Genomic DNA, 20,765 nt, shown 5'->3' on the forward strand with positions numbered 1-20,765 from the left:
CACGAGCGGAGATTTCCCGAATGACTCCCAACCAACGTATCCAACCGCTGTCCGGGTACACCGTTATCGAACTTGGCTCGACCGTTGCTGGCCCCTTCTGCGGCAGGCTGCTGGCCGACTTTGGCGCAACCGTCATCAAGGTCGAGGTGGCCGAGGGCGACGCGTTGCGCTCAATGGGCAGCCATAAAGACGGCGTATCGCTGTACGCCCTTTCCATGTTCCGCAACAAGGAGTTGATTTCGGTCGACCTGCGCACTGAAGAGGGGCAATCGCTGTTACGACAGCTGATCAACAAGGCCGACTTCGTGGTCGAAAATTTCCGCCCTGGCACGATGGAACGTTGGGGCCTCGCTTACGAGTCCCTAAGTGCAAGCAACCCTGGTTTGATCATGGTTCGTATCAGTGGCTACGGTCAGGATGGCCCATACAGTCTCCAGCCAGGCTACGGCGTGATCGGTGAAGCCATTAGCGGCCTGCGCTCGATTACTGGCGATCCAGATCGCCCGCCGGCACGAGTTGCCACCTCGCTGTCGGACTACCTCACGGGGCTGTATGGAGCATTTGGCGCGCTGCTGGCGCTGGAAGCCCGCCACCGCACAGGACGCGGCCAAGTGGTGGATACCGCGCTGGCCGAATGCGCATTTAGCTTCATGGAACCGCACGTCATGGCCTACGACCAACTTGGCGTTATCGCCCAGCGGGCGGGTTCACAATTGCCAGGGTCCAGCCCCAACAACCTATATCAAGCCGGCGATGGCTGCTACATCCATGTTGCAGCGCTTGCGGACCCAATCTTCCGACGCCTTTGCGTGGCGATGGGTCAGCCAGAACTGGCCAACGAGCCTCGCTACGCCTCTAACATGATGCGCAGCCAACACAGCGATGAGGTGGATGCTGTCGTGCAATGCTGGATCGGTGCGCGAACCTATCACGAGATTCACCAGGTGCTGGGCGACCACGATATCCCACATGCCAAGATCTACAACATCGATGATGTCTTTGCCGATCCCCACTTCGCCGCACGCGGCAGCATTCAACGCCGGCCGCACGAAAGGCTGGGCATGGTCGCTGTTCCGAACGTAACGCCGCGGCTCACCGAAACCCCTGGCGAAGTGCGGGAACTTGGTCGCGACACCGGCGCCGACACCGCCACAGTCCTTGCCCGCATGCTGGGGCTTACCTCCGAGGCGGTGTCCACTCTGCAGCGGCGCGGCGTCATTTATGACCCGGCCCTGGCCCACTGAGCCAGACTACACCTCAACTCTTCCCACAACGTTACGACATTTAAATTGCAAGGATGGAGGTTATGAGCATCAAAGTGAAATCGGAGGTGGTTGGTTCTGTCTGGAAGTGCGAGTGCGAGATTGGACAGACCGTAACCGAAGGCGACGTGCTCTTCATCATCGAATCGATGAAGATGGAGATTCCGGTAGAAGCGATGTACGCCGGTACGGTATCTCAGGTACTGGTCAAAGAAGGCGAGCCAATCGCCGAAGGCCAAGTGATGGCAGTAGTCGATCCGGCGTAAGGAGATGGCCATGGAAATGAACCATAGCATTCCCTCCGAGGACCTTCTGGAACTCGAACGGCGCCGCCAACTCGCGTTGGGACTCGGCGGGCCTGAAGCCATCGAACGGCATCATGCGGCCGGCAAGCTGACGATCCGCGAGCGCATCGAGGCACTCTCTGACAAAAACTCGTTCCATGAAGTCGGCCGACTCACCGGCCAAGGCCACTACGACGCGGCCGGTGTGCTGACGAAGGTTACACCAGCGCCGTATGTGATGGGGCTAGCTAACGTGGACGGTCGTCCTGTCGCAATCGGCGGAGAGGACTATACCGTACGCGGCGGCACAAGCTGGAGCGGCGACCGGAAAAAAGGCGGTCAAGGTGGCTTCGTCGAAGATCTTGCCCTGAATTACAAGATTCCGCTGATCAACCTGATTGACGGCGTGGGCGGCAGCGTCACCTCTGCGCAACGGCGAGGCCATACAGTCTTTCCTGGCGTGCATGGCTTTGAAACGTCCGCAGCGCTGCTTGGCCAAGTACCGGTTGTCAGTGCCGTGCTGGGTACGGCAGCAGGAGGGCCAGCCGGAAGGGCTATCATGTCACACTGGTCGGTGATGGTGAATGGCACCAGCCATGTTTTCGCCGCAGGGCCCCCGGTGGTGAAACGTTCGCTTGGCCAGGAAATTTCTAAAGAAGACCTCGGAGGCGCCCCGATTGCAGTGGCTTTGGCTGGATCGGTAGACAATGCCGTTGAAACCGAGGCGGACTGCTTCGCGATGATCCGGCGCTATCTGTCGTACATGCCGCAGAACGTGTGGGAACTGCCGCCAGTGACGCCGTGCGATGATCCGACCGATCGTCGCGACGAGGAACTGGCGACCATCGTGCCATCCGCTAGGCGTAAGGCTTATGACATGCGCAAGATTGTGCGCATGGTATTTGACCGTGGCTCGATGTTCGAAATCCAACCCACATACGGCAAGGCGGTAATCACATGCCTAGCGCGTTTGAATGGCAAGGTTGTGGGCGTGGTAGCGAGCAACCCCATGGCTTACGGTGGGGCCATTGATGCCAAGGCTGCGCGCAAGCAAACGCACTTCATCGAATTGTGTGACACCTTCCATATCCCTTTGGTGTTCCTGGTGGATGTGCCCGGCTTTATGGTCGGTCGCGACGCAGAGGCTCAGGGTACCCTTCGCGAAGGCATGCGCAGCGTGTTCGTCAGTCTGCAGGCTACTGTGCCGATAGTGACGGTAGTCATTCGAAAGTGCTACGGCATGGCAGGCATGGCAGCCACCGATAAAAACGGCTTGGGCCTCAAGCTCGCGTGGCCGACGGCGGAATGGGGCTCGCTGCCGATCGAGGGAGGCGTGGCTGCAGCGTTTCGGCGCGAGATCGCTGCGTCCGAAGATCCTGCGGCAAAGGAACGCGAGCTCGAACATCACCTGCGTCAGCTCGCATCACCCTTCCGTACCGCGGAGGCCTTCGGCGTGGAGGACATCATTGACCCCCGCGAGACTCGCCAGACGCTTTGCCGCTTCATCGACGCTGCTCAGATCTCGCTGAAAACCACGCTGGGCCCGAAACTTAGGGCCGGCGTGCGCCCGTAACAGTATCGACGTGCCTTTTTTCACTAGTCCACTGAATCATTGAGATTGGAGGTGAAGGGCATGTCATGCGGGATACAGCGCTAGGCGCAAAGCGCAGCAATAGCACGGCTATTGCGAGCATTTGCAACGACGCGATGTGCCCGCATTACATGGCAGGCACCGACCGATTTTCTTGTTTTCACGAACTGGCGGGACCGCCCGACGTAGTTGGGAATGGTGCGCTCAAGGAGGTGTTCCTGGCCGAACATGCCACCAGTACGTTCGGAGAGCGATCGGGCTGTGGCACCGAGCATTTCGAGCTTGGGCGCATCGCCAAAGTGAATGCGGTCGAAGCCAGCACCGGCTTCGACTGAGCGTGGGCGTGGGCGTGGGGCGGCATTCGACGCGCACTTGGGCTCACCAGATATTGAGATCTAGGAGATCAACAACATGCAAACGGTACTCATCGCAAACCGCGGCGCGGTGGCTGCTCGCGTACAGCGAACCTTACACAGGATGGGCCTGCGGTCGATCGTGGTTTATTCCGAAGCCGACCGTGACCTGCCTTATGTGGCGGAAGCCGACCAGGCGTATTGCATCGGACCATCACCGGCGGCACAGAGCTATCTGAACGAACCTGCCCTCTTTGACGCAATACGCCGCTCGGGTGCCGATGCGGTGCACCCCGGCTATGGCTTCTTGTCAGAAGACTCAGGATTCGCCAGCCGCGTGGAAGCAGCGGGCCTAACGTTTATTGGCCCCAGCCCGCGCTGGATCGACGCGATGGGACATAAGACCCGCGCGCGCAATTTGATGGCGCAACACGGTATGCCGATGTGCCGCTCCTCTGGCATTATCGGCGACGACGCCGCCGCGATCCGGGCGGCTGGCGTTGAAGTAGGCTATCCGATATTGGTTAAGCCTGCCGGAGGCGGCGGTGGCATTGGCATGATTGCCGCCCACGACGCCGATGAACTCGTGGAAGCCGTCGGCCGCGCAAGAGCGCTTGCACAACGAAGTTTCGGAAATGGCGACGTGTATCTGGAGCAGCTGTTTGAGCGGCCGCGGCATATCGAGTTCCAGATCCTCGGCGATCGGCACGGCAACGTGCAGCATCTGATGGAGCGGGATTGCTCGGTGCAACGACGCCACCAGAAGGTAATCGAAGAAGCCTGCGCGCCTGGACTGCCACCCGGCGAGGCCGACGAAGTCGCAGACCGTGTGGCAAGATTGCTGGGTAAGCTCGGCTACGACGTGATCGGGACCGTGGAGATGCTGCGCGGCTCAGACGGCAGCTACAGTTTTCTGGAAATGAATACCCGCCTGCAGGTTGAGCACGCGGTCACCGAAGCCATTACCGGGGTGGATCTGGTCGAAGCACAAATCCGTCTTGCGGCAGGTGAGGCCCTGCGCGATGTCCTTCCCACGCCGGTGACGGCTTCGGGTCACGCCATCGAGCTGCGAATTTATGCGGAAGACCCCGTCCGCTTCTTCCCCTCGCCGGGCATCCTACAGACTTTCCGCCTGCCATCGGGTACCGGCATCCGAATCGAGACAGGCTATGCGGAGGGAAACACCGTAAGCCAGTACTACGACCCTATGATCGCGAAGCTAGTGATTCACGCGTCAGACAGGCATGCGGCCATCGAGCTTGCAGAGCAGGCACTGTCCGAAACGAGAATTGAGGGCGTAAAGACCAACATTCCGCTCTTGCAGCGCATGCTTGATTTTCCTGCCTGGCGCGCGGGTGATTTGCACACGAGCCTCGTGCAGGACCTTTTCGCCAGCGGCGAGGCGAAGAAATAGCGAGACAAGTGACGTCCCTTGCGAAAAGAATGCGTCCTTCAGGCCGCACCGAATTGTGCTGGCTTGAATCCAGCTCCTTGCTAGTGGGATGGGCGTGTCGCTTTCGTGAGCGGAAATAAGGGAGCTAGCGAAATGCGTTCGCCTTGCACAATTATTAGTGAAGACGTAGTAACAACGATGGGAACGGGCGATGAACAATGCCGAAACCTCCCAAGTCCTTGGCTCGGAAGTCCGGGCCCGGCAGCGCGGTGACGGTGCGAACAAAGCGCTTGAGATACTGCGGATACTGCGCGCAAGAATCGCGAAGCAAGATCTTCTGCCTGGCGCCAAGGTGAGGGAGCAGGATCTAGCCGAAGAATTTGACGTGCCGCGCCCGCTGGTGCGAGAGGTTTTTGCGGCTCTCGCGCAGCGTGGTCTCATTGAGCGAATACCAAACCGCGGCGCGGTGGTGACACGGATCGATCTTCAACAATTATTGCACATCTACGACGTGCGTGAGGTGCTCGACGGGCTTTGCGTCAGATTGGCGACTCAAAACGTACCGCCGGAATCGTGGCAAGATCTGGTTGATTTTTTTAACGGTCCGATGGTTCAGTATGTCGAGGAATCGAACCTGGACGCCTTTATTGACGGTTATGATTTCTTTCGCCGGAGAGTTATTGAGGCAGCGGCCAACCCTCCGCTCGCCGAAATGCTAGATAGTATCTGGGACAAGACGCAATTCCTGATCCGACGCATCATCATACTTCCCGGCCGGCCAAAACAAGGCCTTGCCGAGCATTCCGCCGTGCTGAACGCAATGCGGGCAGGCGATGCCGCGGCAGCAGAAGCGTTGCGGCGGAAGAATTTTCAGAGCGCCAAGAAAACCTTGTCTCGTTATCAAAAGTATTTGGTTTAGCGGTGGCGCGCGCCCTGCAATGCCTGTGGCTGCCACCCGCCAATCACTACGCGCCTTTCAACTCGGGCTGATGGCGACTTGCAAGCGCCGATATTGGTGCTCAAACGACATACTTGCGAAAGCGGCTTAAATACTCTGCCGCCTCTCTGAGGCTCTGGCGTCGGATCGATTCAGCCTTGTCCGCATCGCGATCACGCAGGGCGGCAAGCACGGCTCGATGATGCTCCAGCCCCAGACGCGCCCGGCCCGGCAGAACGATCGCACGCTGGATAACAGCTTGCGAGCGCTCAACGATCGTGTCAAGCATGCCTTGGATAATCGGGTTATTTGCATTCTTGAAGACGCGTTGGCGGAACTGCTCATAGCCCGCCATGTAGAAATCAAAATCCCCTTTCTCGAGCGCCTCTTCCATTGGAGCCCCGAACAGGGCTATCAGATCGTCCCACTCCCCCTGTGGAGCGTTTTGCGCGGCCAAGCGCACGCCCATGCCTTCAAGTGCTTCCCGGGCGCAGTAAATTTGCAGGATCTGCTCAAAGCTAATGCGGGTGACGATGGCCCCTCGATTGGGAATTCGCTCCACCAACCCACGCTCTTCCAGTGCCGCCAGAGCTTCCCGGATGCGCGGACGCGTCGAATCAAACTCGTGAGCCAGTTCAGCTTCCACAAGCTTCGTCCCCGGCAGTAGATCATGGCGAGCAATCCGGGCCCGTAGTTCGTCCGCAATCGCTGTTGCCGACGTTGCCTTCGACTTCCCGGCTTGATTGCCGGCGACGCCTTTCTGTTGGCTGGCTTTCGCTGTAGCTGTCATGGTGTTCCGTTCCGTGCGCGCGAATGATCAGTGTTCTTGAAAACATAATAGTAAACCCTTTTGTAAGCGCTTTTGGAGGCCAGAGGGTTCTGCCGTCGAGTTCAGCTTTGGCCCCCTCACTTTTCCGGTCCGCAAGCGCCCTTCCTTCACACGTCCACTGTTCAGTGCAGGCTCCCTAGTCTCGACAACTTTTCCGTACCGGCGCGACACATTGAGCACAAACCATTACGGTAGTCAAAATAGACTACAAAATAGTTTACTTTTTTGTCTTCTGTGCCCATACTGACCTTGCGCAAGATGGAAAGCGACGACTTTGACGGGCAGGGGGCGTGGCATCGCTGGTGAACTCGCCCGACCAGCGCATAGAACCGGAAGAAACCACTCGCGGTCTTGGCCGCAGAGCACGATCGATAAAGGTAGGACACTATGGAATACCTCACGCTTTGCAGTGCCGACTCGGTGCCGGTGGAGGGCACCCGGCTCGCTGCCACAAGTCTCGCCCGGCGCAGTGTGCGTTCCGTGTGGCATCCGTGTACTGCACTCAGACCCGGTGACACCGTCGAGCCGTTGGCGATAGCGCGTGGCGAAGGCGTATGGCTGATCGACACGGAGGGGCGGCGCTACTTTGACGCCACCAGCTCCTGGTGGGTCAACTTGTTCGGTCACGCCAACCCACATATCAATGCCGCCCTGGTGCACCAGCTGGAAACGCTTGAGCACGTGATGCTCGCCGGATGCACCCACGCACCCGCAGTGGAACTGGGCGAGCGTTTGTCGGCACTGACCGGTGGGGCACTCGGCAATGTTTTCTACGCGTCGGACGGCGCGTCGGCCGTTGAGATCGCGCTCAAGATGAGTTTTCACTACTGGCGCAATATCGGTCTGACAGCCAAGCGGGAATTCATCTGCCTCCGGAACGGTTACCACGGCGAAACGGTGGGCGCCCTGGCCGTGACCGACGTCGAGATCTTCCGCGACGCCTACGACCCATTGATCCGCCGGGCCCATGTCGTGATGTCGCCTGATGGGCGCCAGGCTGTGAGTGGAGAATCGGCTGCTGACGTTGCCGCGCGTGCCCTGGCGGAACTGGAAGCGCTGCTGCGCGAACGCTCCGGACAAATCGCAGCGCTGATCGTCGAGCCTCTGGTACAGGGAGCGGCCGGCATGGCGATGCACGACCCTTCCTATCTGGACGGGGCACGGGCGCTGTGCGACCGCTACCGGGTTCACCTGATTGCGGACGAGATCGCGGTTGGCTGTGGCCGCACTGGCACCTTCTTCGCATGGGAGCAATCGCGTGAGGGCAGAGCGCCGTTGCCAGCCCATCTTTGGCCGGATTTCCTGTGCCTGTCCAAAGGCATCAGCGGCGGCTATCTGCCGCTATCCCTGGTGCTGTCGCGGCCGGAAATTCAACATGCCTTCATTGCAGATGATGTGGCCAGAAGCTTTCTGCATTCGCATTCCTACACCGGCAATCCCCTGGCCTGCCGTGCCGCACTCGCCACGCTAGACCTGTTCGAGTATGACCACGTCATCGAGCAAAATCGTCAGCGCGCGCAATGGCTTGGTGAGGCGTTGGCGTCGCTCGGCGCGGACGCGCGCCTGATGCATACGCGCCAGCGTGGCGTGATCTGGGCCGCCGACGTGCGGCCTGAGTTCGCAGGAGCCGACTTTTCCGCGCGCTTCCACCGATCGGCGCTGGCCCACGGCGTCCTGGCACGTCCGATCGGCAACACCCTCTACGTATTGCCACCGTATTGCTTCGACCAAGCGCAGGCGCAATGGCTGGGCCAACAACTGCAGGCTGCGCTCGATGCGACGCTGACCGAAGCGTCGCAAATCCAAGGCGGTGCGCCAATGGAGGTCTGCCATGCTGCTTGAGCGACTCGAGCGCGCTGCCGCCGAGCGAGCTGCGAGCGCGCTAACGCGCCGCCGCCGCGTAACCCATACCGCCTGCGCGCCGCACCAGGCGGTCAGCGACGGTCACGGTGCCGCGCGCCCGTTGCTGAGCTTTTGCAGCAATGACTACCTCGGCCTGGCAAACCATCCCGCAGTGGTCGACGCCTTCGCCGAGGGCGCCCATCGCTACGGTGCCGGCAGCGGAGCCTCCCATCTGGTCAGCGGCCACTCGGTGGTCCACCATCAGCTCGAGGCCGAGCTGGCAAACTGGCAGGCGCCCTATATTCCTGACGTGCGGGCGCTTTACTTTTGCACCGGCTATATGGCCAATCTGGCGGTGCTGAGCGCCCTCGGCACGTCCGACGCTACCCTCTTTTGCGACAAGCTCAACCACGCCTCACTGATCGATGGCGCGCTGCTCGCTCGTGCGGAGGTGCGCCGCTACCCGCACCGGGACACCGCCGCGTTGAGCCGGCAGCTGACCGTCAGCAGCAGCCGGCTCAAACTGATCGTGACCGACGGCGTGTTCAGCATGGATGGCGACATTGCCCCCTTGGCTGAACTGCTGGCACTGGCTGAACTGCACGACGCATGGATTGTCGTGGACGACGCCCACGGCTTCGGCGTGCTGGGCGAGCGCGGCCGCGGTGTGCTGGAGCATCTCAGGCTGATGTCGCAGCGCTTCATCTACATCGGCACGCTGGGCAAGGCCGCTGGCGTAGCGGGTGCATTTGTGGCCGCGCACACCACGATCGTGGAGCACTTGGTCAACGTCGCAAGACCTTATATCTACACCACGGCCGCGCCGCCGGCAGTGGCCCATGCGCTTCTGACCAGCTTGGCATTGATCGCGGGCGACGAGGGCCGGCAGCGGCGCGGGCAAGTGGCGAAATCGATCGCCCTCCTGCGCGGTGGCCTGGAGATCTTGCAAGCCCGCCACCCCCAAACTGGCTGGCGCATGGTCAACAGCGCAACGCCGATTCAGCCCCTGATCGTGGGCGGCAACTCGATTGCGCTCGCGCTGTCCGAGGCGCTGGAGGCCGGTGGCATCCGCGTCACTGCGATCCGGCCACCGACGGTGCCCGATGGCACGGCGCGCTTGCGCATCACCTTGTCGGCCGAACATACCTGCGCCGACGTGGCGCGGCTGCTGGACAGCTTGGGAGTCCTGGCGGCGCACAAGGAGACGGCATGAATGCGACGGGCACTTTCGCAGGCATTGCCTGCTTTGTCACCGGCACCGATACCGGCGTCGGCAAGACTTACGCCAGCGCGACATTGCTGCATGCGCTGCGCGCTGCCGGCTATCCCAGCGTAGGGATGAAGCCGGTGGCCAGTGGCAGCGAATGGCGTGACGACCATTGGCACAACGATGATGTGGCCGCACTGCGCAATGCGAGCAGCGTGGACGTACCGCCCGCAATGACCTGCCCTTTCCTGCTGCGCACGCCCTGCTCGCCGCATTTGGCCGCGGCGCTCGAGGGCACGCAAATCACGCCCGAGCCCATCCAAGCCGCGTTCAGCGAGCTGTGCACACGCGCCAGTGCAGTAGTCGTGGAAGGCGTGGGCGGCTTTCATGTGCCGTTATCCGCCGGCCTGGCCCAGTGGACCACGGCTGACCTGGCCGTCATGCTCGGCCTGCCGGTGGTATTGGTGGTCGGTATCCGGCTGGGGTGCCTTAACCACGCAGTGCTGACTGCCGCCGCGGTACGTGCGCGGGGCCTACGACTCGCCGGCTGGATCGCGAACCGCATAGATCCGGATATGGCCCTGGCCGCCGAGAACATCGCCACGCTGTGCGCCTCCCTGGATGCCCCCTGCCTTGGGGAAATCCCCTGGCAGAAGGATCCGCGGGAAGCCGCCGCAGCGATCGATCTGTCACCGCTACTGACAGCTCCTTTCGCCTATCAACTGGCCGAGACCCGAGGCCAAACTGCCTAACCTGGACTCAGACATGACCATGATCGCCGACGCCTCCACCGCGAACGATGCCACAATCGCTACCATAGATGTCGAAACCCTGCGCAACGCCGTGCGCCGCCCGACCACAGCTCAGGAGCCCGCCGGGCGCTGGAGTGTGGCCCAGGTCGGCGAACTCTTCGCGCTGCCTTTCAACGACCTGCTCTTCCGGGCCCAGCAAGTGCACCGCGAACATTTCGACGCCAACACGGTGCAGCTGTCGACCCTGCTCTCAATCAAGACCGGAGGGTGCGAAGAGGACTGCGGCTATTGCCCACAGAGTGCGCATCACGATGCCGGCGTCAAGGCCGAGAAGCTGATGGCGCTGGACGAGGTGCTGGAGGCCGCGCGCGCCGCCAAGGCCAACGGCGCCACGCGCTTCTGCATGGGGGCCGCCTGGCGCAGCCCCAAGGACCGTCACCTGGAGCCGGTGATGGAGATGGTGCGCGAGGTCAAGGCGATGGGCATGGAGACCTGCGTCACGCTTGGCATGTTGAAGGCGGAACAGGCGCAGCGCTTGAAGGAAGCGGGCCTCGATTATTACAACCACAATTTGGATACGGCGCCCGAGTTTTACGGAAAGATCATCGGCACTCGCACGTACCAGGATAGGTTGGACACCATCGGCCATGTGCGCGACGCTGGCATCAATGTCTGCTGTGGCGGCATCGTCGGCATGGGCGAATCCCGCGAAGCCCGCGCCGGGCTCATTGCGCAACTCGCCAATTTGGAGCCTTATCCGGAGTCGGTGCCGATCAACAACCTGGTTGCGGTGGAAGGCACGCCCCTCGCCGGCACTCCTCCGATCGATCCCTTCGAATTCATCCGTACCATTGCAGTGGCTCGCATTACCATGCCGCGCGCCATGGTTCGGCTGTCCGCGGGACGTGAGCAGATGGACGACGCGTTGCAAGCACTTTGCCTCGTGGCCGGCGCCAACTCCATCTTCTACGGCGACAAGCTACTCACCACCAGCAACCCCCAGGCCGACCGCGACCGCGCCCTGCTCGAACGCCTCGGCATCCGCACTGAAGGCGACGCAGGATGACGGCCGCCGTTCTGTCTGAACGCGCCAGGGCGCGGTCGGTGGCATCGCAGGACGACCGCGCGCCTTGCGACGCCTTCGTCGATGCCAGCTTCCTGCGCGACCCGTATCCCGCCTACCACGCATTGCGGGCCGCCGGCCCCATTCACTGGAGCGAAGAATTCTTTGGTGGAGCCTGGCTGCTAACTAGGCACGAGGACATGGAAGTCGTGCTGCGCGATCCGCTCTACTCAGCGCGCCGCACGGGCGGCTGGGTCATGCGTAACAGCGAGGACGAGCGCCAGGCGCTGTGCCCCTTCCAGCGCCTGTTCAGCCGGGCCATGCTGTTCCTCGACGCGCCCGACCACACGCGCCTGCGCCAGGTGCTCAATGCAGGCTTCCGGCCCGCAGCCCTGCGCGCTTTCGCCGGCACCATCGAGCAAATGATCGCGCTACTGATGGACCGGATTGCGCAGGAACACCAGTTCGATTTCATGGCGGCGGTGGCCAGGCCGCTGCCCGCGATGGTGATCGCGACGTTGCTGGGCATGGACGTCAACGAGCAACCGGGCTTTCTGGCTTGGTCAGAAGACCTGGCCGCATTTATCGGCTCGCCGGATCCAGACCTGGCGCTAAAGCGGCGTGCGCAAGCGAGCCTGCTAAAGATGAGCGCCGCCTTCGAAGCCATGCTGGCGCGCCGCAGAACGCAGGCCTCGTGCCCGACTTACCAGCAACCCCAACAGCGGGACCTGATAAGCCACCTGCTGCAGGCCGAGGCTGAAGGAACGATCGAAACCGGGGCCGAACTGCTGGCGCAATGTGCCATGCTGCTGTTCGCCGGGCACGAGACGACGCGCAACCTTCTCGGTAATGGACTACATGCCTTGCTCAGCCATCCGCAGCAGTGGCAGCGCCTGCAACAGGCACCCGAGCTTGTGCCAAACGCCCTTCGCGAACTGCTGCGCTACGAAAGCCCGGTTCAATATACCGGCCGACGCGTCACAGCGGATATCATCTTGCACGGGAAACAGCTCCGGCGCGGTGACCTGATTGTGCCGTTGATCGGAGCCGCCAACCGCGATCCATCGCGCTACAGCGACCCCGACACATTGGACATCACACGGCGTGAGGGCTCGCACCTTTCCTTCGGTCATGGCGCGCATTTCTGCATCGGGGCCGCGCTAACGCTGATGGAGGCGGAAATCGTCTTCCGCAGCCTGCTTACCAGGCTGCCCGATCTGACACTGGTGGATGCGGACCCCCACTGGAACGGGAACCCGGTCTATCGTGGGCTCATCAGCCTGCGGGTGTGGAACAATCGTGCCGTCGGACTGGAGCGGTGAACTACATCGATCAGGCAATACGATGCGCTGCCCGGGAGGCGACCCGCTTGAGGCCGCCTCGGGGAGCGCGTCAATAGCCGGTTCTCGGATCGACGACGTTAATTTATGATTCGCCTCGCTGGAACCTCGCAAGGTTCTCAATGGAGATTGCCGCCTAACGATCCTGCAACCCGGACGGCGAAGAAGTCTGGGCTTGCAACGCCTTGTATGTCGCCGCCCATTTCCATCGCCGCTTCCGGAATCGCTACAGGCAGCTATCATCCACAGCTTCGAATTGGAGTTGGAGAGCCGCGGTCAGGACGGCCTAAACGTCTCCCTAAGCGAGACCGAATTGCGCGGGGCATCCGGACCTGATGCCGCGGCACCCCTACTGGGCTTGCCTCATCGAAGGCGCATCGCGGGTGGATCTGGCGCCCCAAGAGGCTGCGCGCGTCCGAGGGAAGATGCCAATCGTGCGCATGCTATGCCGAGGGCGACGGGGAACAACCTCATGCCAGCAAACGACTGATGGTTGCAAGCGAAGCTTGGCGATTAATTGCATTTTAAGTTCGGCTAACGGCTTCGTCTGGTGCCGAGACCGACGATGGGTCGATGATCATCCGCAAGGACGACCCCAACATCGCGCCGCACATCGGGACCAGCTCTGGACCTTCGAAGCACATGCGCCCGGCATGGCGCGTGTGTACGGAAATGGAAGAGCCTGCCGGCAGCGGGCTGTGGTAGCCATTGAGCGCGTGTGCGACCACCGCGCCCAGGCGAAGCCAGTTGAAACCCGGCATGAGCAGCTTGAGTTCAACCGGGTAACTCGATCATTTCGCATTGCCCACACGCAATATCACGCTGATGGATGCGGTTCAATCCAAATGCATTGTCCGTCCGGACATCCCGATGCCCGATCGGGCTATACACGTTCACCAGCGTTGCTTCTTGTGTCGACATCTTGTCTCTCTCCTTCAGTTAAAGTCTTTCCCCTCTGCCGCCCGCGGCGTACCCATGCCCCCACGCAAGCCGATCGATTCCCGAGCGCGGCGGCCGCGGCAAGATCCGCGGGCCGTGGCCTGGTGCGAATGCCGTCGACCTTCGACGTCGAGCTTGCTCCGTAGGGAGATCCCGCAACTTCGAAGATGTCGGCGGTGTAGCCCGGGCAGGCCACGATCATGCCAAGATGGCTCATCGCAACCACCAGAGACAACAGCGTCATTTCCTGGCCACCGTGAGGCGTCGACGCCGTGGTAAAGGCTGCGCCGACCTTGTTGGCCAATGCCCCGTCGCTCCATATCGGTCCCAGCCCGTCGATGAAGCGTTTCATCTCGGCCGAGAGCGTCCCCATGCGCGTCGGGCAGCCAAGGATGATCACGTCCGCGTCCAGCACTTCATCCACCGTCACGACCGGATATGCGCACGCTGCTGCAAACTGCTGGCCGAATCGTCGGTCCAACATCAGCTCCTGTTCATTCCGTATCTCGGAGACTCGGCGGATGCTGACCGTTGCGCAGGATTCGCTCCTTGCTCCCTCTGCGACTGCCTGGGCAAGCGACAGCGTATTTCCGGACCACGAGTGAAAAATGACCAGTACGCGGATGGCGGAACGATGTTCAACCCCGCCAACTGCCGCTTGTGTAAGGCTTTCGTTCAATGTCGGTCTCAATGGAAAAGGCAGCAGGGAAAAAATCAGTATCCCGCCGATGTGATTTCATTGCCGGTGGTGACCAGATCCATCCAAGGTCGCGTTGAATCAGAGCGCCGCCGGTATATGGTCTGCTCACTGGAATTTTCACGTCTCCTTAATCGTCTTTACGATAATAAAACCACGTCATTTCCGCCATTCCATAGCCCGTATTCACTTTATTCCCGGAATCGAATGACCGAAGATGGCCGGCCGGTTCGCGTGGCCCCCCATCGGACGACACGATGGCTGACGCAGACGCGCGGCGAGAAACGGGGGAAGGAAATGACACAGATTGAAAGATGCCGCGCAGTCCGTAAAGCAGCGATTGGTGAAGCTGCCATCGCGGTGCGCGATGGCAGCGCTATGTCGCCTGCCGCAGGTGGTCAGCCCCTGGTGTAGCGCGAACTCGTCCATGGCCTGATAGCGGATGCCGAACCAGGCTGGCTCGATGACTGCTTCACGGTAGAACAAAGCAATGTTAGGTCTTCCGCACTTTGTGTGACGAGGGCGCGCTGGCGTGGAGGATGTTGTAGCGCGGAGCGGCCGTCGTCTCCACCGCCCACCACCATTCTTCTTGTTGACGAACGTAGGAGCCCGCCAGCATCATGCCGGCCGCGCGAGCTCACCCGCCTGCGAGCGATCGGACTAGCGTGTCATGCAGGACAAGGCAGGTCTATCAGTTTGGCTTCAATACCCGCAGCCGCAGAAGCTCGATGTTCGCGCGGCCATACATCTGGCGCTTGAGGAACTTGAGCCGGTTGACGTGCCCTTCGGTCTGCCCATTGCTCCATGGCAGCTTGAAGGCCGCCCGCACAGCCGGTAAGTCGGCGCGCAGGCTTTGCGCGAACCTCCGCATTTCCAAAGCGTCGCAGCGCGACAAACGCTTCAACCATCGATCGAACTGCCGCGGACTTCGCCTGTGCATGAGCCCAAGAAACTCCCGCGCGAGGCTGCGGACCTCGCCCACCACGGGTTCGATCTTGCACAGCGCCTGCACGAAGCGCTCGTGGTCCGCGCTTTTGGGCTCCGCGACCGCGAGCTTCCTCCATCGGATAAGCCATCCGAACACGCGCCGGGCCGACGGGCACGGCATCGTGCGCACGGGTGCCTGGAAAGGAGGCTTCTTGCCCTGCGGAAAAAGGAGGCGAATCACGCAATTCCGAACGGCGGCGCGACTGCCCGTATATCCTCGCTGCTTGAGTTCCTGCCAGATCAGTTCAGGAAAGCGACAGCCCTGTGCGATTCGTTCCTCGATATAGCCGAGATAAGGATCTAAAGGCGTCGGACCCCGCGCCCTGGGGGCGCGCTCGGGGAATGCCCCCGCGGTGATGAAGTTGCGCACGCTTCGATGGTCGATTGAGAGCTCGCGTCCGATTCCTTTCATCGTGGCGCCCTGGGCGTGTAGCGCCATAACCCGCTCGTACAGCGCCACCCGCGAGGCGCGTCGCTGATCGCTCAGACGCTGCCATGACCACAGTGAGTTGCGGCTCAGCTCCCGCTGCCGTCCCAGGGTCACGCCACCGACCTCGACTTGCTGCGCGGCTTGGCGCAGTTGCGGTCCGAGTCGGCACAGCAGTCTCTCAACGTTGTCGCGCAGATTGCACAGTAGATGCCAGCGATCCGAGATTTGCGTGGCTGCCGGCAGCGCGATGTCGACCGCCTCGGAGTAGGCCCCAGCCCGGTCCCTGGCGACGATCTCGATCGATGGGTGCGCACGCATCCACGCGGCCACCGCAGTTCCTTCCCTGCCGGCGAACACTTCGATAGGCTCACGCCGCTCCAGGTCGACGATGATCGTTCCGTACTGGTGACCGCGCGCGATCGCCCAGTCATCGATGCCGACGACCCGCGGTCGTGGTTTGCGCTTGCGCTCAGGAGCTCTGCGCAACTCCCGCAGCACGGTGTCGGCACTGGTGCGCAAGCCCAGGACGTTAGCAAGCCTGGCTGCCGCCTCACCACCGAGGGCATGGCCCAGCGCGTGCAACGCCCGAGCCTGCGATCGCGTACAACGTTGATGCGGACCGGCTAAGGCGTGGATGTTCTCGGCAAAGGTACGACGCGGGCAGCCGGCGTTTGCACACTTGAAGCGACGCACCTCAACGGCGAGAACGACCCGCTGTTCGAGCATCGGACGTTCTTCCAGCCTGCGCACATAGCTGCCGTGGCGTCGATTACTCCAACGATGGCAGGCAGGACACGGTGCCGCGCGAACCGTACTGCAGGCTTCGACGGTAATGGTATCCCCTCGCGCATCGCTGGAGATGAAGCGCTTACCCACACGGGCGAGAATACGATCGATCCCACCGAGAACGTGGCTCATGGTAACGATCAACGTAAAGCCAGATCGGCCCGAAATCAAGCCCTTGACGCGGTCGTCACACAAAGTGCGGGAGATCCCGAAAAATCCCCTTCTGCATGCGCGCCGACGGCAGCGGCTTTACCGCCCGTGCGACACTTCGTCCGCTCCGGCCGCGACGAGGCCATCGTCACACTCCCGGCTCCAGCCCGCAATGACGCGCGCGACTATGAGTGTGCGGCTACCCCGCAGACCGTCCGGCTGATCCGACAGATCTCGCCAGCCGGTAAGGTGCGCGTGCTCATCACCAATCTGCTCGACATGCACCGCTACCCGGCTGCCGCCTTCCGCGATCTCTATCACCAGCGCTGGCGCCTCGAGGAGGCGTTTATGCGTCTCAAACACCGCATGGCACTCGAACACCTGTCCGGCCTCTCACAGTTGGCCGCCAGGCAGGGCTAGGTGCAACGCAACATGCTTCGTGATCTTTGAGCCTCCATGCTGCCCACAAGGTAAACCCCATAGGCAGTATCCCTATCTTCTAGAAAGCCATTGCACGCCTATAATCAGTTAACAGTCGATTGTTAACAATTTACCAGTCCGGGGAGAAAGATGGTGCTTTTGTTATCACTCTTGTTAAACGGGGTGGTCTTCGGATCGATCCTGTTGCTGTCCAGCCTGGGGCTGACGCTGATCTACGGCGTCGGGCGAATCATCAACTTCGCCCACGGCGCCCTCTACAGCATCGGTGCCATGGCAGGCGTCTGGCTGGTGGCGAAGGGCTTACCCCTGTGGTGGGTGCTCCCGCTCACGGCGCTGGCAGTCGGCGCTGTCGGCGTGGCGATGGACTGGGCTCTGTTCTCGCGCATCCGTCACCGCCCCATGATGGACGGTCTTCTTCTGACCTTTGGCCTGGCCATGCTAATTACCGGACTGCTGTACGAGGCGGGCGGCCGGGACATCCAGGTGCTGGTGCCGCCTACAGCGCTGGCCGGAACGTTGGAGATGGGCAGCGTGTCGTTGCCGGTGTATCGGGTCTTTGCCTCGCTATTGTCAATCGCGCTGGCTGCCGCCTTGATGCTGGTCTTGAAAACAACCCGGTGGGGACTGCGCGTGCGGGCCGCGAATGACAACGGCGAAATGGCCGCATGCCTGGGTATTGATCGCAACGTGCTGATGCATTCAGTGGTTGGCGTGAGCGCGGCGCTCGTTGGCATCGCGGGGGCGGCATCCGCGCCGATCTTGAATGCCTACGCAACTGTTGGCGACAAGATGCTGATCCTGTCGTTTATGACCGTCATTCTCGGCGGGCTGGGCAGCTTTCGAGGCGCCGTGGTATCGGCATACCTGGTGGGGCTCGTGGTCGTGTTTGGCGAGGCCTTCACCGGCGGCCACGCGGCAATGATGCTGCTGTTCATAATCCTTATGGCCATGCTGGTTCGCTGGCCGCGTGGCCTGTTTGGCGAAGGGAGGACAGAATGATGAGGACCTCGTCTCTACCAGTCGGGCTGCCGCCGCGCCGCATCAACCTGGTGTCCGTTGCTGCGGTGCTGGTGGTCATCGCTGCCGCGCTTCTGCCCCTGTGGCTCACCGAGCAGCCCTTTGTCATCGTGCTGTTCTCGCACGCGTTCATCGCCGCCATGCTGGCGGTGAGCCTGGACATGCTGACGGGCAATACCGGCCTGCTGTCCTTCGGTCATGCCGCCTGGTTCGGCCTGGGCGCCTACGCTGCGGGACTGCTGGCGCGCGGGGTGACTGCCGATCTGCTGTTGTTGCTGCTGATGGCGGCACTGGTGGCGTTGCTGTTCGCTACCGGCGTTGGACTGATCTTCCTGCGCCAAGTCGGCAAGGCCTTTGCCATCCTGACGTTGGCGTTGTGCCAGGTACTGTACTCGCTGGTGTTTGTGGCGGCCGGTATCACCGGGGGCGAGGACGGCCTGCAGGGGGTGCCCTCCCCCACGCTGTTCGGACTGAAGATAGTTGGCCAAAACACCTGGTACTGGCTTTTGCTGGCGGTGCTGGTGGCCATGGTAGCGGGCGTGATTTACCTGCGTGCCACGCCGCTGGGTAAAGCCTGGCTGGGGTTGCGTGACAACCCCGAGCGCGCGCGCTTCATCGGCATCGACGTGTTCCGCCTGAAGCTCACCGCCTACGTCATCTCGGCCATTCTGGCTTCGATAGCGGGCGCGTTGTTCGTCCTGTTCAACGGCGCTGTCACGCCGGAATCGCTGCACTGGTTCCAGAGCGGCAAGATTCTGATGTACGTCGTACTGGGCGGTGTTGGCAGCGTGGTGGGGCCCGCGCTAGGCGCGGTGGCCTTCACCTTTGCCGAGCACGCGATCAGCAGTATCACCGACGCGTGGCTGGTGTACTTCGGCGCGTTGTTCGTGGTGATCGTACTGGTGGCGCCGGGCGGGTTGTACGGATTGCTGCGGCCGTTGTGGGCGACGCGGGTCGGACGAGCAGATAAGGGAGCGGGACGATGAGCGCGCTGTTGCAAACCACTGGCCTGTCCCGACACTTCGGTGGCCTGAAGGCGGTGCAAGACGTTTCGCTGAGCGTCATGCCGCGAACCATCCATGCCATCCTGGGGCCAAACGGCGCCGGCAAGACCACGTTGTTCAACCTGATCACTGGCGCGATCCCGCCGGCATCCGGCCGCGTGTCGTTCGACGGCAGCGATGTCACCGGCTGGACGCCCGAACGCCTCGCGGGCCGCGGCATCGTTCGCACCTTCCAGCGCACCAGCGTCTTTCTTGAACTGACGCTGTGCGAGAACGTTGCGCTGGCGATTCGCTCAAGCCGCAGACTGAACTTCAGCGTACGGTGTTCCCGTGCCGATGAAGACGAGATTGCTGCCGAAGCCCATCAGCACCTTCGCAGCGTCGGCCTGGCCGATAAGGCGGCCCTCACTGCCAAGCAACTGGCCCACGGCTCGCAGCGCGCGCTCGACGTGGCCATCGGGCTGGCGCTCAAGCCGAGGTTGATCCTGATGGACGAGCCCCTGGCTGGAATGTCCAAGGGCGACCGGCATGGCATTGGCGAGCTGATTCTGAAACTGCGCGACGAAATGGGCTTGACGATCGTGCTGGTAGAGCACGACGTCGGCATGGTGATGGCGCTGTCCGATGCGATCACCGTGATGCAAAACGGCAAGGTGATCGCCGACGGCCCGCCGAGGGTCATTCGGGAAAGTGCTGCGGTCAAGAGCGCGTACCTGCACGGGAGCTTTGCATCATGAACGGCATCACTAACCGCGAACTGAGACTCGACCAGTTGTCGGCTTCCTATGGCAGTAGCCACATCCTCCATGGCGTATCGATGCGTGTGCGGCGCGGCGAGGTAAGTTGCCTCCTGGGCTTGAACGGCATGGGCAAGACCACCACGCTGCGTGCCATCCTCGGTCTGGTTGACCGCCAGGAAGGACAGATCGTGTGCGACGGTCGCCCCCTGCAAGGTTCGACGCACCGCCGCGCGCGAGCCGGGGTCACGCTGGTGCCGGAAGACCGCAAGGTATTTGCCAGCCTCAGCGTGCGCGACAACCTGGAGGTAGCGCGCCAGCCCGCTACGGAAGGCTCACAGCCATTCACCATTGACGACGCCACGCGGCTGTTCCCTCGCCTGGCAGAGCGCATGGACCAACTGGCCGGCACGCTAAGCGGCGGGGAGCAGCAGATGCTGGTAGTGGCGCGCGCGATGGTGGCCAACCCACGCTACATCCTACTCGATGAGCCCACCGAGGGGCTGGCTCCGAATTACGTGGGAGCGATCCATGACGCCATCCTCGAGATGCGTGAGCGCGGCATTGGCGTACTGCTGGTGGAGCAGAGCCTGGCGCTGGCCACCGCCGTCGGCGACCACTTCCAGGTCATCGAGAGCGGCCATATCGTCTTCAGCGAGACGCGTGAACGCGTGCTCGCTGACCCGGCTTCCCTGGAAAAGCGACTCACTGTGGAGTGACTCTG

Annotated in this window: 20 protein-coding genes; 16 read left to right on the forward strand and 4 right to left on the reverse strand. The window is 61.9% G+C overall.

What is annotated here, in order from left to right:
• The first annotated feature begins 20 nt into the window (after positions 1–20).
• From AC1Q7H_RS27645 to AC1Q7H_RS27670, 6 genes are all read left to right on the forward strand, one after another.
• Entirely contained in the window at positions 21–1,244 is a 1,224-nt protein-coding gene (locus AC1Q7H_RS27645) for a CaiB/BaiF CoA transferase family protein (protein WP_317920510.1), read from the forward strand.
• Positions 1,245–1,306: 62 nt separating this feature from the next.
• The gene (locus AC1Q7H_RS27650; RefSeq protein ID WP_116321256.1) at positions 1,307–1,528 is read left to right on the forward strand and encodes a biotin/lipoyl-binding carrier protein; all 222 of its coding nucleotides are present in this window, start codon (positions 1,307–1,309) and stop codon (positions 1,526–1,528) included.
• Positions 1,529–1,538: 10 nt separating this feature from the next.
• Positions 1,539–3,119 (forward strand): acyl-CoA carboxylase subunit beta, encoded by a 1,581-nt coding sequence (locus AC1Q7H_RS27655; RefSeq protein ID WP_116321257.1) that lies wholly within the window; start codon positions 1,539–1,541, stop codon positions 3,117–3,119.
• Between the two features lie 149 nt (positions 3,120–3,268).
• Positions 3,269–3,472, forward strand: a complete 204-nt coding sequence (locus tag AC1Q7H_RS27660) for a hypothetical protein (RefSeq protein ID WP_147316231.1) — start codon at positions 3,269–3,271, stop codon at positions 3,470–3,472.
• Between the two features lie 76 nt (positions 3,473–3,548).
• Positions 3,549–4,904 (forward strand): acetyl-CoA carboxylase biotin carboxylase subunit, encoded by a 1,356-nt coding sequence (locus tag AC1Q7H_RS27665; protein ID WP_116321259.1) that lies wholly within the window; start codon positions 3,549–3,551, stop codon positions 4,902–4,904.
• A gap of 190 nt (positions 4,905–5,094) precedes the next feature.
• Entirely contained in the window at positions 5,095–5,802 is a 708-nt protein-coding gene (locus AC1Q7H_RS27670) for a GntR family transcriptional regulator (protein ID WP_116321260.1), read from the forward strand.
• Between the two features lie 100 nt (positions 5,803–5,902).
• On the opposite strand, the gene AC1Q7H_RS27675 is transcribed toward AC1Q7H_RS27670, so the two are convergent.
• Positions 5,903–6,610 carry a GntR family transcriptional regulator gene (locus tag AC1Q7H_RS27675; RefSeq protein WP_116321261.1) on the reverse strand — a complete coding sequence of 236 codons (708 nt, stop codon included), beginning with the start codon at positions 6,608–6,610 and terminating at the stop codon, positions 5,903–5,905.
• 426 nt (positions 6,611–7,036) lie between these two features.
• Between AC1Q7H_RS27675 and bioA the strand changes: the two genes are divergently transcribed.
• From bioA to AC1Q7H_RS27700, 5 genes are read left to right on the forward strand one after another with little or no spacing between them, the layout of a single operon-like run.
• Positions 7,037–8,491, forward strand: coding sequence for an adenosylmethionine--8-amino-7-oxononanoate transaminase (gene bioA / locus AC1Q7H_RS27680; protein WP_116321262.1), 1,455 nt, complete (start codon positions 7,037–7,039; stop codon positions 8,489–8,491).
• Positions 8,481–9,704 (forward strand): 8-amino-7-oxononanoate synthase, encoded by a 1,224-nt coding sequence (gene bioF / locus AC1Q7H_RS27685; protein ID WP_116321263.1) that lies wholly within the window; start codon positions 8,481–8,483, stop codon positions 9,702–9,704. Before bioA ends, bioF begins: the two co-directional genes overlap by 11 nt.
• Positions 9,701–10,450, forward strand: coding sequence for a dethiobiotin synthase (bioD, locus tag AC1Q7H_RS27690; RefSeq protein ID WP_116321264.1), 750 nt, complete (start codon positions 9,701–9,703; stop codon positions 10,448–10,450). The genes bioF and bioD overlap by 4 nt, the downstream gene beginning before the upstream one ends.
• Positions 10,451–10,463: 13 nt before the next feature.
• A complete protein-coding gene (bioB, locus tag AC1Q7H_RS27695; protein WP_116321265.1) occupies positions 10,464–11,516 on the forward strand; it encodes a biotin synthase BioB in 1,053 nt (350 codons plus the stop codon).
• Positions 11,513–12,835: a cytochrome P450 gene (locus AC1Q7H_RS27700; protein ID WP_116321266.1), complete on the forward strand. Its 1,323-nt coding sequence runs from the start codon at positions 11,513–11,515 to the stop codon at positions 12,833–12,835. The genes bioB and AC1Q7H_RS27700 overlap by 4 nt, the downstream gene beginning before the upstream one ends.
• A gap of 901 nt (positions 12,836–13,736) precedes the next feature.
• On the opposite strand, the gene wrbA is transcribed toward AC1Q7H_RS27700, so the two are convergent.
• From wrbA to AC1Q7H_RS27715, 3 genes are all read right to left on the reverse strand, one after another.
• Positions 13,737–14,471, reverse strand: a complete 735-nt coding sequence (wrbA, locus tag AC1Q7H_RS27705; RefSeq protein ID WP_158577681.1) for an NAD(P)H:quinone oxidoreductase — start codon at positions 14,469–14,471, stop codon at positions 13,737–13,739.
• Positions 14,472–14,675: 204 nt separating this feature from the next.
• The gene (locus AC1Q7H_RS27710) at positions 14,676–14,975 is read right to left on the reverse strand and encodes a hypothetical protein (RefSeq protein ID WP_233528217.1); all 300 of its coding nucleotides are present in this window, start codon (positions 14,973–14,975) and stop codon (positions 14,676–14,678) included.
• A 205-nt stretch (positions 14,976–15,180) separates the two neighbouring features.
• Entirely contained in the window at positions 15,181–16,824 is a 1,644-nt protein-coding gene (locus tag AC1Q7H_RS27715) for an ISL3 family transposase (RefSeq protein WP_116321372.1), read from the reverse strand.
• A 126-nt stretch (positions 16,825–16,950) separates the two neighbouring features.
• Between AC1Q7H_RS27715 and AC1Q7H_RS27720 the strand changes: the two genes are divergently transcribed.
• From AC1Q7H_RS27720 to AC1Q7H_RS27740, 5 genes are all read left to right on the forward strand, one after another.
• Positions 16,951–17,262: a hypothetical protein gene (locus AC1Q7H_RS27720; protein ID WP_233528218.1), complete on the forward strand. Its 312-nt coding sequence runs from the start codon at positions 16,951–16,953 to the stop codon at positions 17,260–17,262.
• 150 nt (positions 17,263–17,412) lie between these two features.
• Positions 17,413–18,282 (forward strand): branched-chain amino acid ABC transporter permease, encoded by an 870-nt coding sequence (locus tag AC1Q7H_RS27725; protein WP_116321268.1) that lies wholly within the window; start codon positions 17,413–17,415, stop codon positions 18,280–18,282.
• Positions 18,279–19,286, forward strand: a complete 1,008-nt coding sequence (locus AC1Q7H_RS27730; RefSeq protein ID WP_271816383.1) for a branched-chain amino acid ABC transporter permease — start codon at positions 18,279–18,281, stop codon at positions 19,284–19,286. Before AC1Q7H_RS27725 ends, AC1Q7H_RS27730 begins: the two co-directional genes overlap by 4 nt.
• Positions 19,283–20,041 (forward strand): ABC transporter ATP-binding protein, encoded by a 759-nt coding sequence (locus tag AC1Q7H_RS27735; protein WP_116321270.1) that lies wholly within the window; start codon positions 19,283–19,285, stop codon positions 20,039–20,041. The genes AC1Q7H_RS27730 and AC1Q7H_RS27735 overlap by 4 nt, the downstream gene beginning before the upstream one ends.
• Positions 20,038–20,760, forward strand: coding sequence for an ABC transporter ATP-binding protein (locus AC1Q7H_RS27740; protein ID WP_116321271.1), 723 nt, complete (start codon positions 20,038–20,040; stop codon positions 20,758–20,760). The genes AC1Q7H_RS27735 and AC1Q7H_RS27740 overlap by 4 nt, the downstream gene beginning before the upstream one ends.
• Positions 20,761–20,765: the final 5 nt, after the last annotated feature.

It is taken from the genome of Cupriavidus sp. GW823-FHT06D04, from assembly GCF_058795055.1.

What these genes read in the sequence shown, in the direction of transcription:
- AC1Q7H_RS27700 (WP_116321266.1), top strand. Translation starts at nt 11,513, where the DNA reads ATGACGGCCGCCGTTCTGTCTGAACGCGCCAGGGCGCGGTCGGTGGCA.
- AC1Q7H_RS27645 (WP_317920510.1), top strand. Translation starts at nt 21, where the DNA reads ATGACTCCCAACCAACGTATCCAACCGCTGTCCGGGTACACCGTTATC.
- AC1Q7H_RS27740 (WP_116321271.1), top strand. Translation starts at nt 20,038, where the DNA reads ATGAACGGCATCACTAACCGCGAACTGAGACTCGACCAGTTGTCGGCT.
- AC1Q7H_RS27730 (WP_271816383.1), top strand. Translation starts at nt 18,279, where the DNA reads ATGATGAGGACCTCGTCTCTACCAGTCGGGCTGCCGCCGCGCCGCATC.
- AC1Q7H_RS27660 (WP_147316231.1), top strand. Translation starts at nt 3,269, where the DNA reads ATGGCAGGCACCGACCGATTTTCTTGTTTTCACGAACTGGCGGGACCG.
- AC1Q7H_RS27735 (WP_116321270.1), top strand. Translation starts at nt 19,283, where the DNA reads ATGAGCGCGCTGTTGCAAACCACTGGCCTGTCCCGACACTTCGGTGGC.
- AC1Q7H_RS27725 (WP_116321268.1), top strand. Translation starts at nt 17,413, where the DNA reads ATGGTGCTTTTGTTATCACTCTTGTTAAACGGGGTGGTCTTCGGATCG.
- AC1Q7H_RS27650 (WP_116321256.1), top strand. Translation starts at nt 1,307, where the DNA reads ATGAGCATCAAAGTGAAATCGGAGGTGGTTGGTTCTGTCTGGAAGTGC.
- AC1Q7H_RS27670 (WP_116321260.1), top strand. Translation starts at nt 5,095, where the DNA reads ATGAACAATGCCGAAACCTCCCAAGTCCTTGGCTCGGAAGTCCGGGCC.
- AC1Q7H_RS27665 (WP_116321259.1), top strand. Translation starts at nt 3,549, where the DNA reads ATGCAAACGGTACTCATCGCAAACCGCGGCGCGGTGGCTGCTCGCGTA.
- bioB (WP_116321265.1), top strand. Translation starts at nt 10,464, where the DNA reads ATGACCATGATCGCCGACGCCTCCACCGCGAACGATGCCACAATCGCT.
- bioD (WP_116321264.1), top strand. Translation starts at nt 9,701, where the DNA reads ATGAATGCGACGGGCACTTTCGCAGGCATTGCCTGCTTTGTCACCGGC.
- AC1Q7H_RS27715 (WP_116321372.1), bottom strand. Translation starts at nt 16,824, where the DNA reads ATGAGCCACGTTCTCGGTGGGATCGATCGTATTCTCGCCCGTGTGGGT.
- AC1Q7H_RS27675 (WP_116321261.1), bottom strand. Translation starts at nt 6,610, where the DNA reads ATGACAGCTACAGCGAAAGCCAGCCAACAGAAAGGCGTCGCCGGCAAT.
- bioA (WP_116321262.1), top strand. Translation starts at nt 7,037, where the DNA reads ATGGAATACCTCACGCTTTGCAGTGCCGACTCGGTGCCGGTGGAGGGC.
- AC1Q7H_RS27655 (WP_116321257.1), top strand. Translation starts at nt 1,539, where the DNA reads ATGGAAATGAACCATAGCATTCCCTCCGAGGACCTTCTGGAACTCGAA.
- bioF (WP_116321263.1), top strand. Translation starts at nt 8,481, where the DNA reads ATGCTGCTTGAGCGACTCGAGCGCGCTGCCGCCGAGCGAGCTGCGAGC.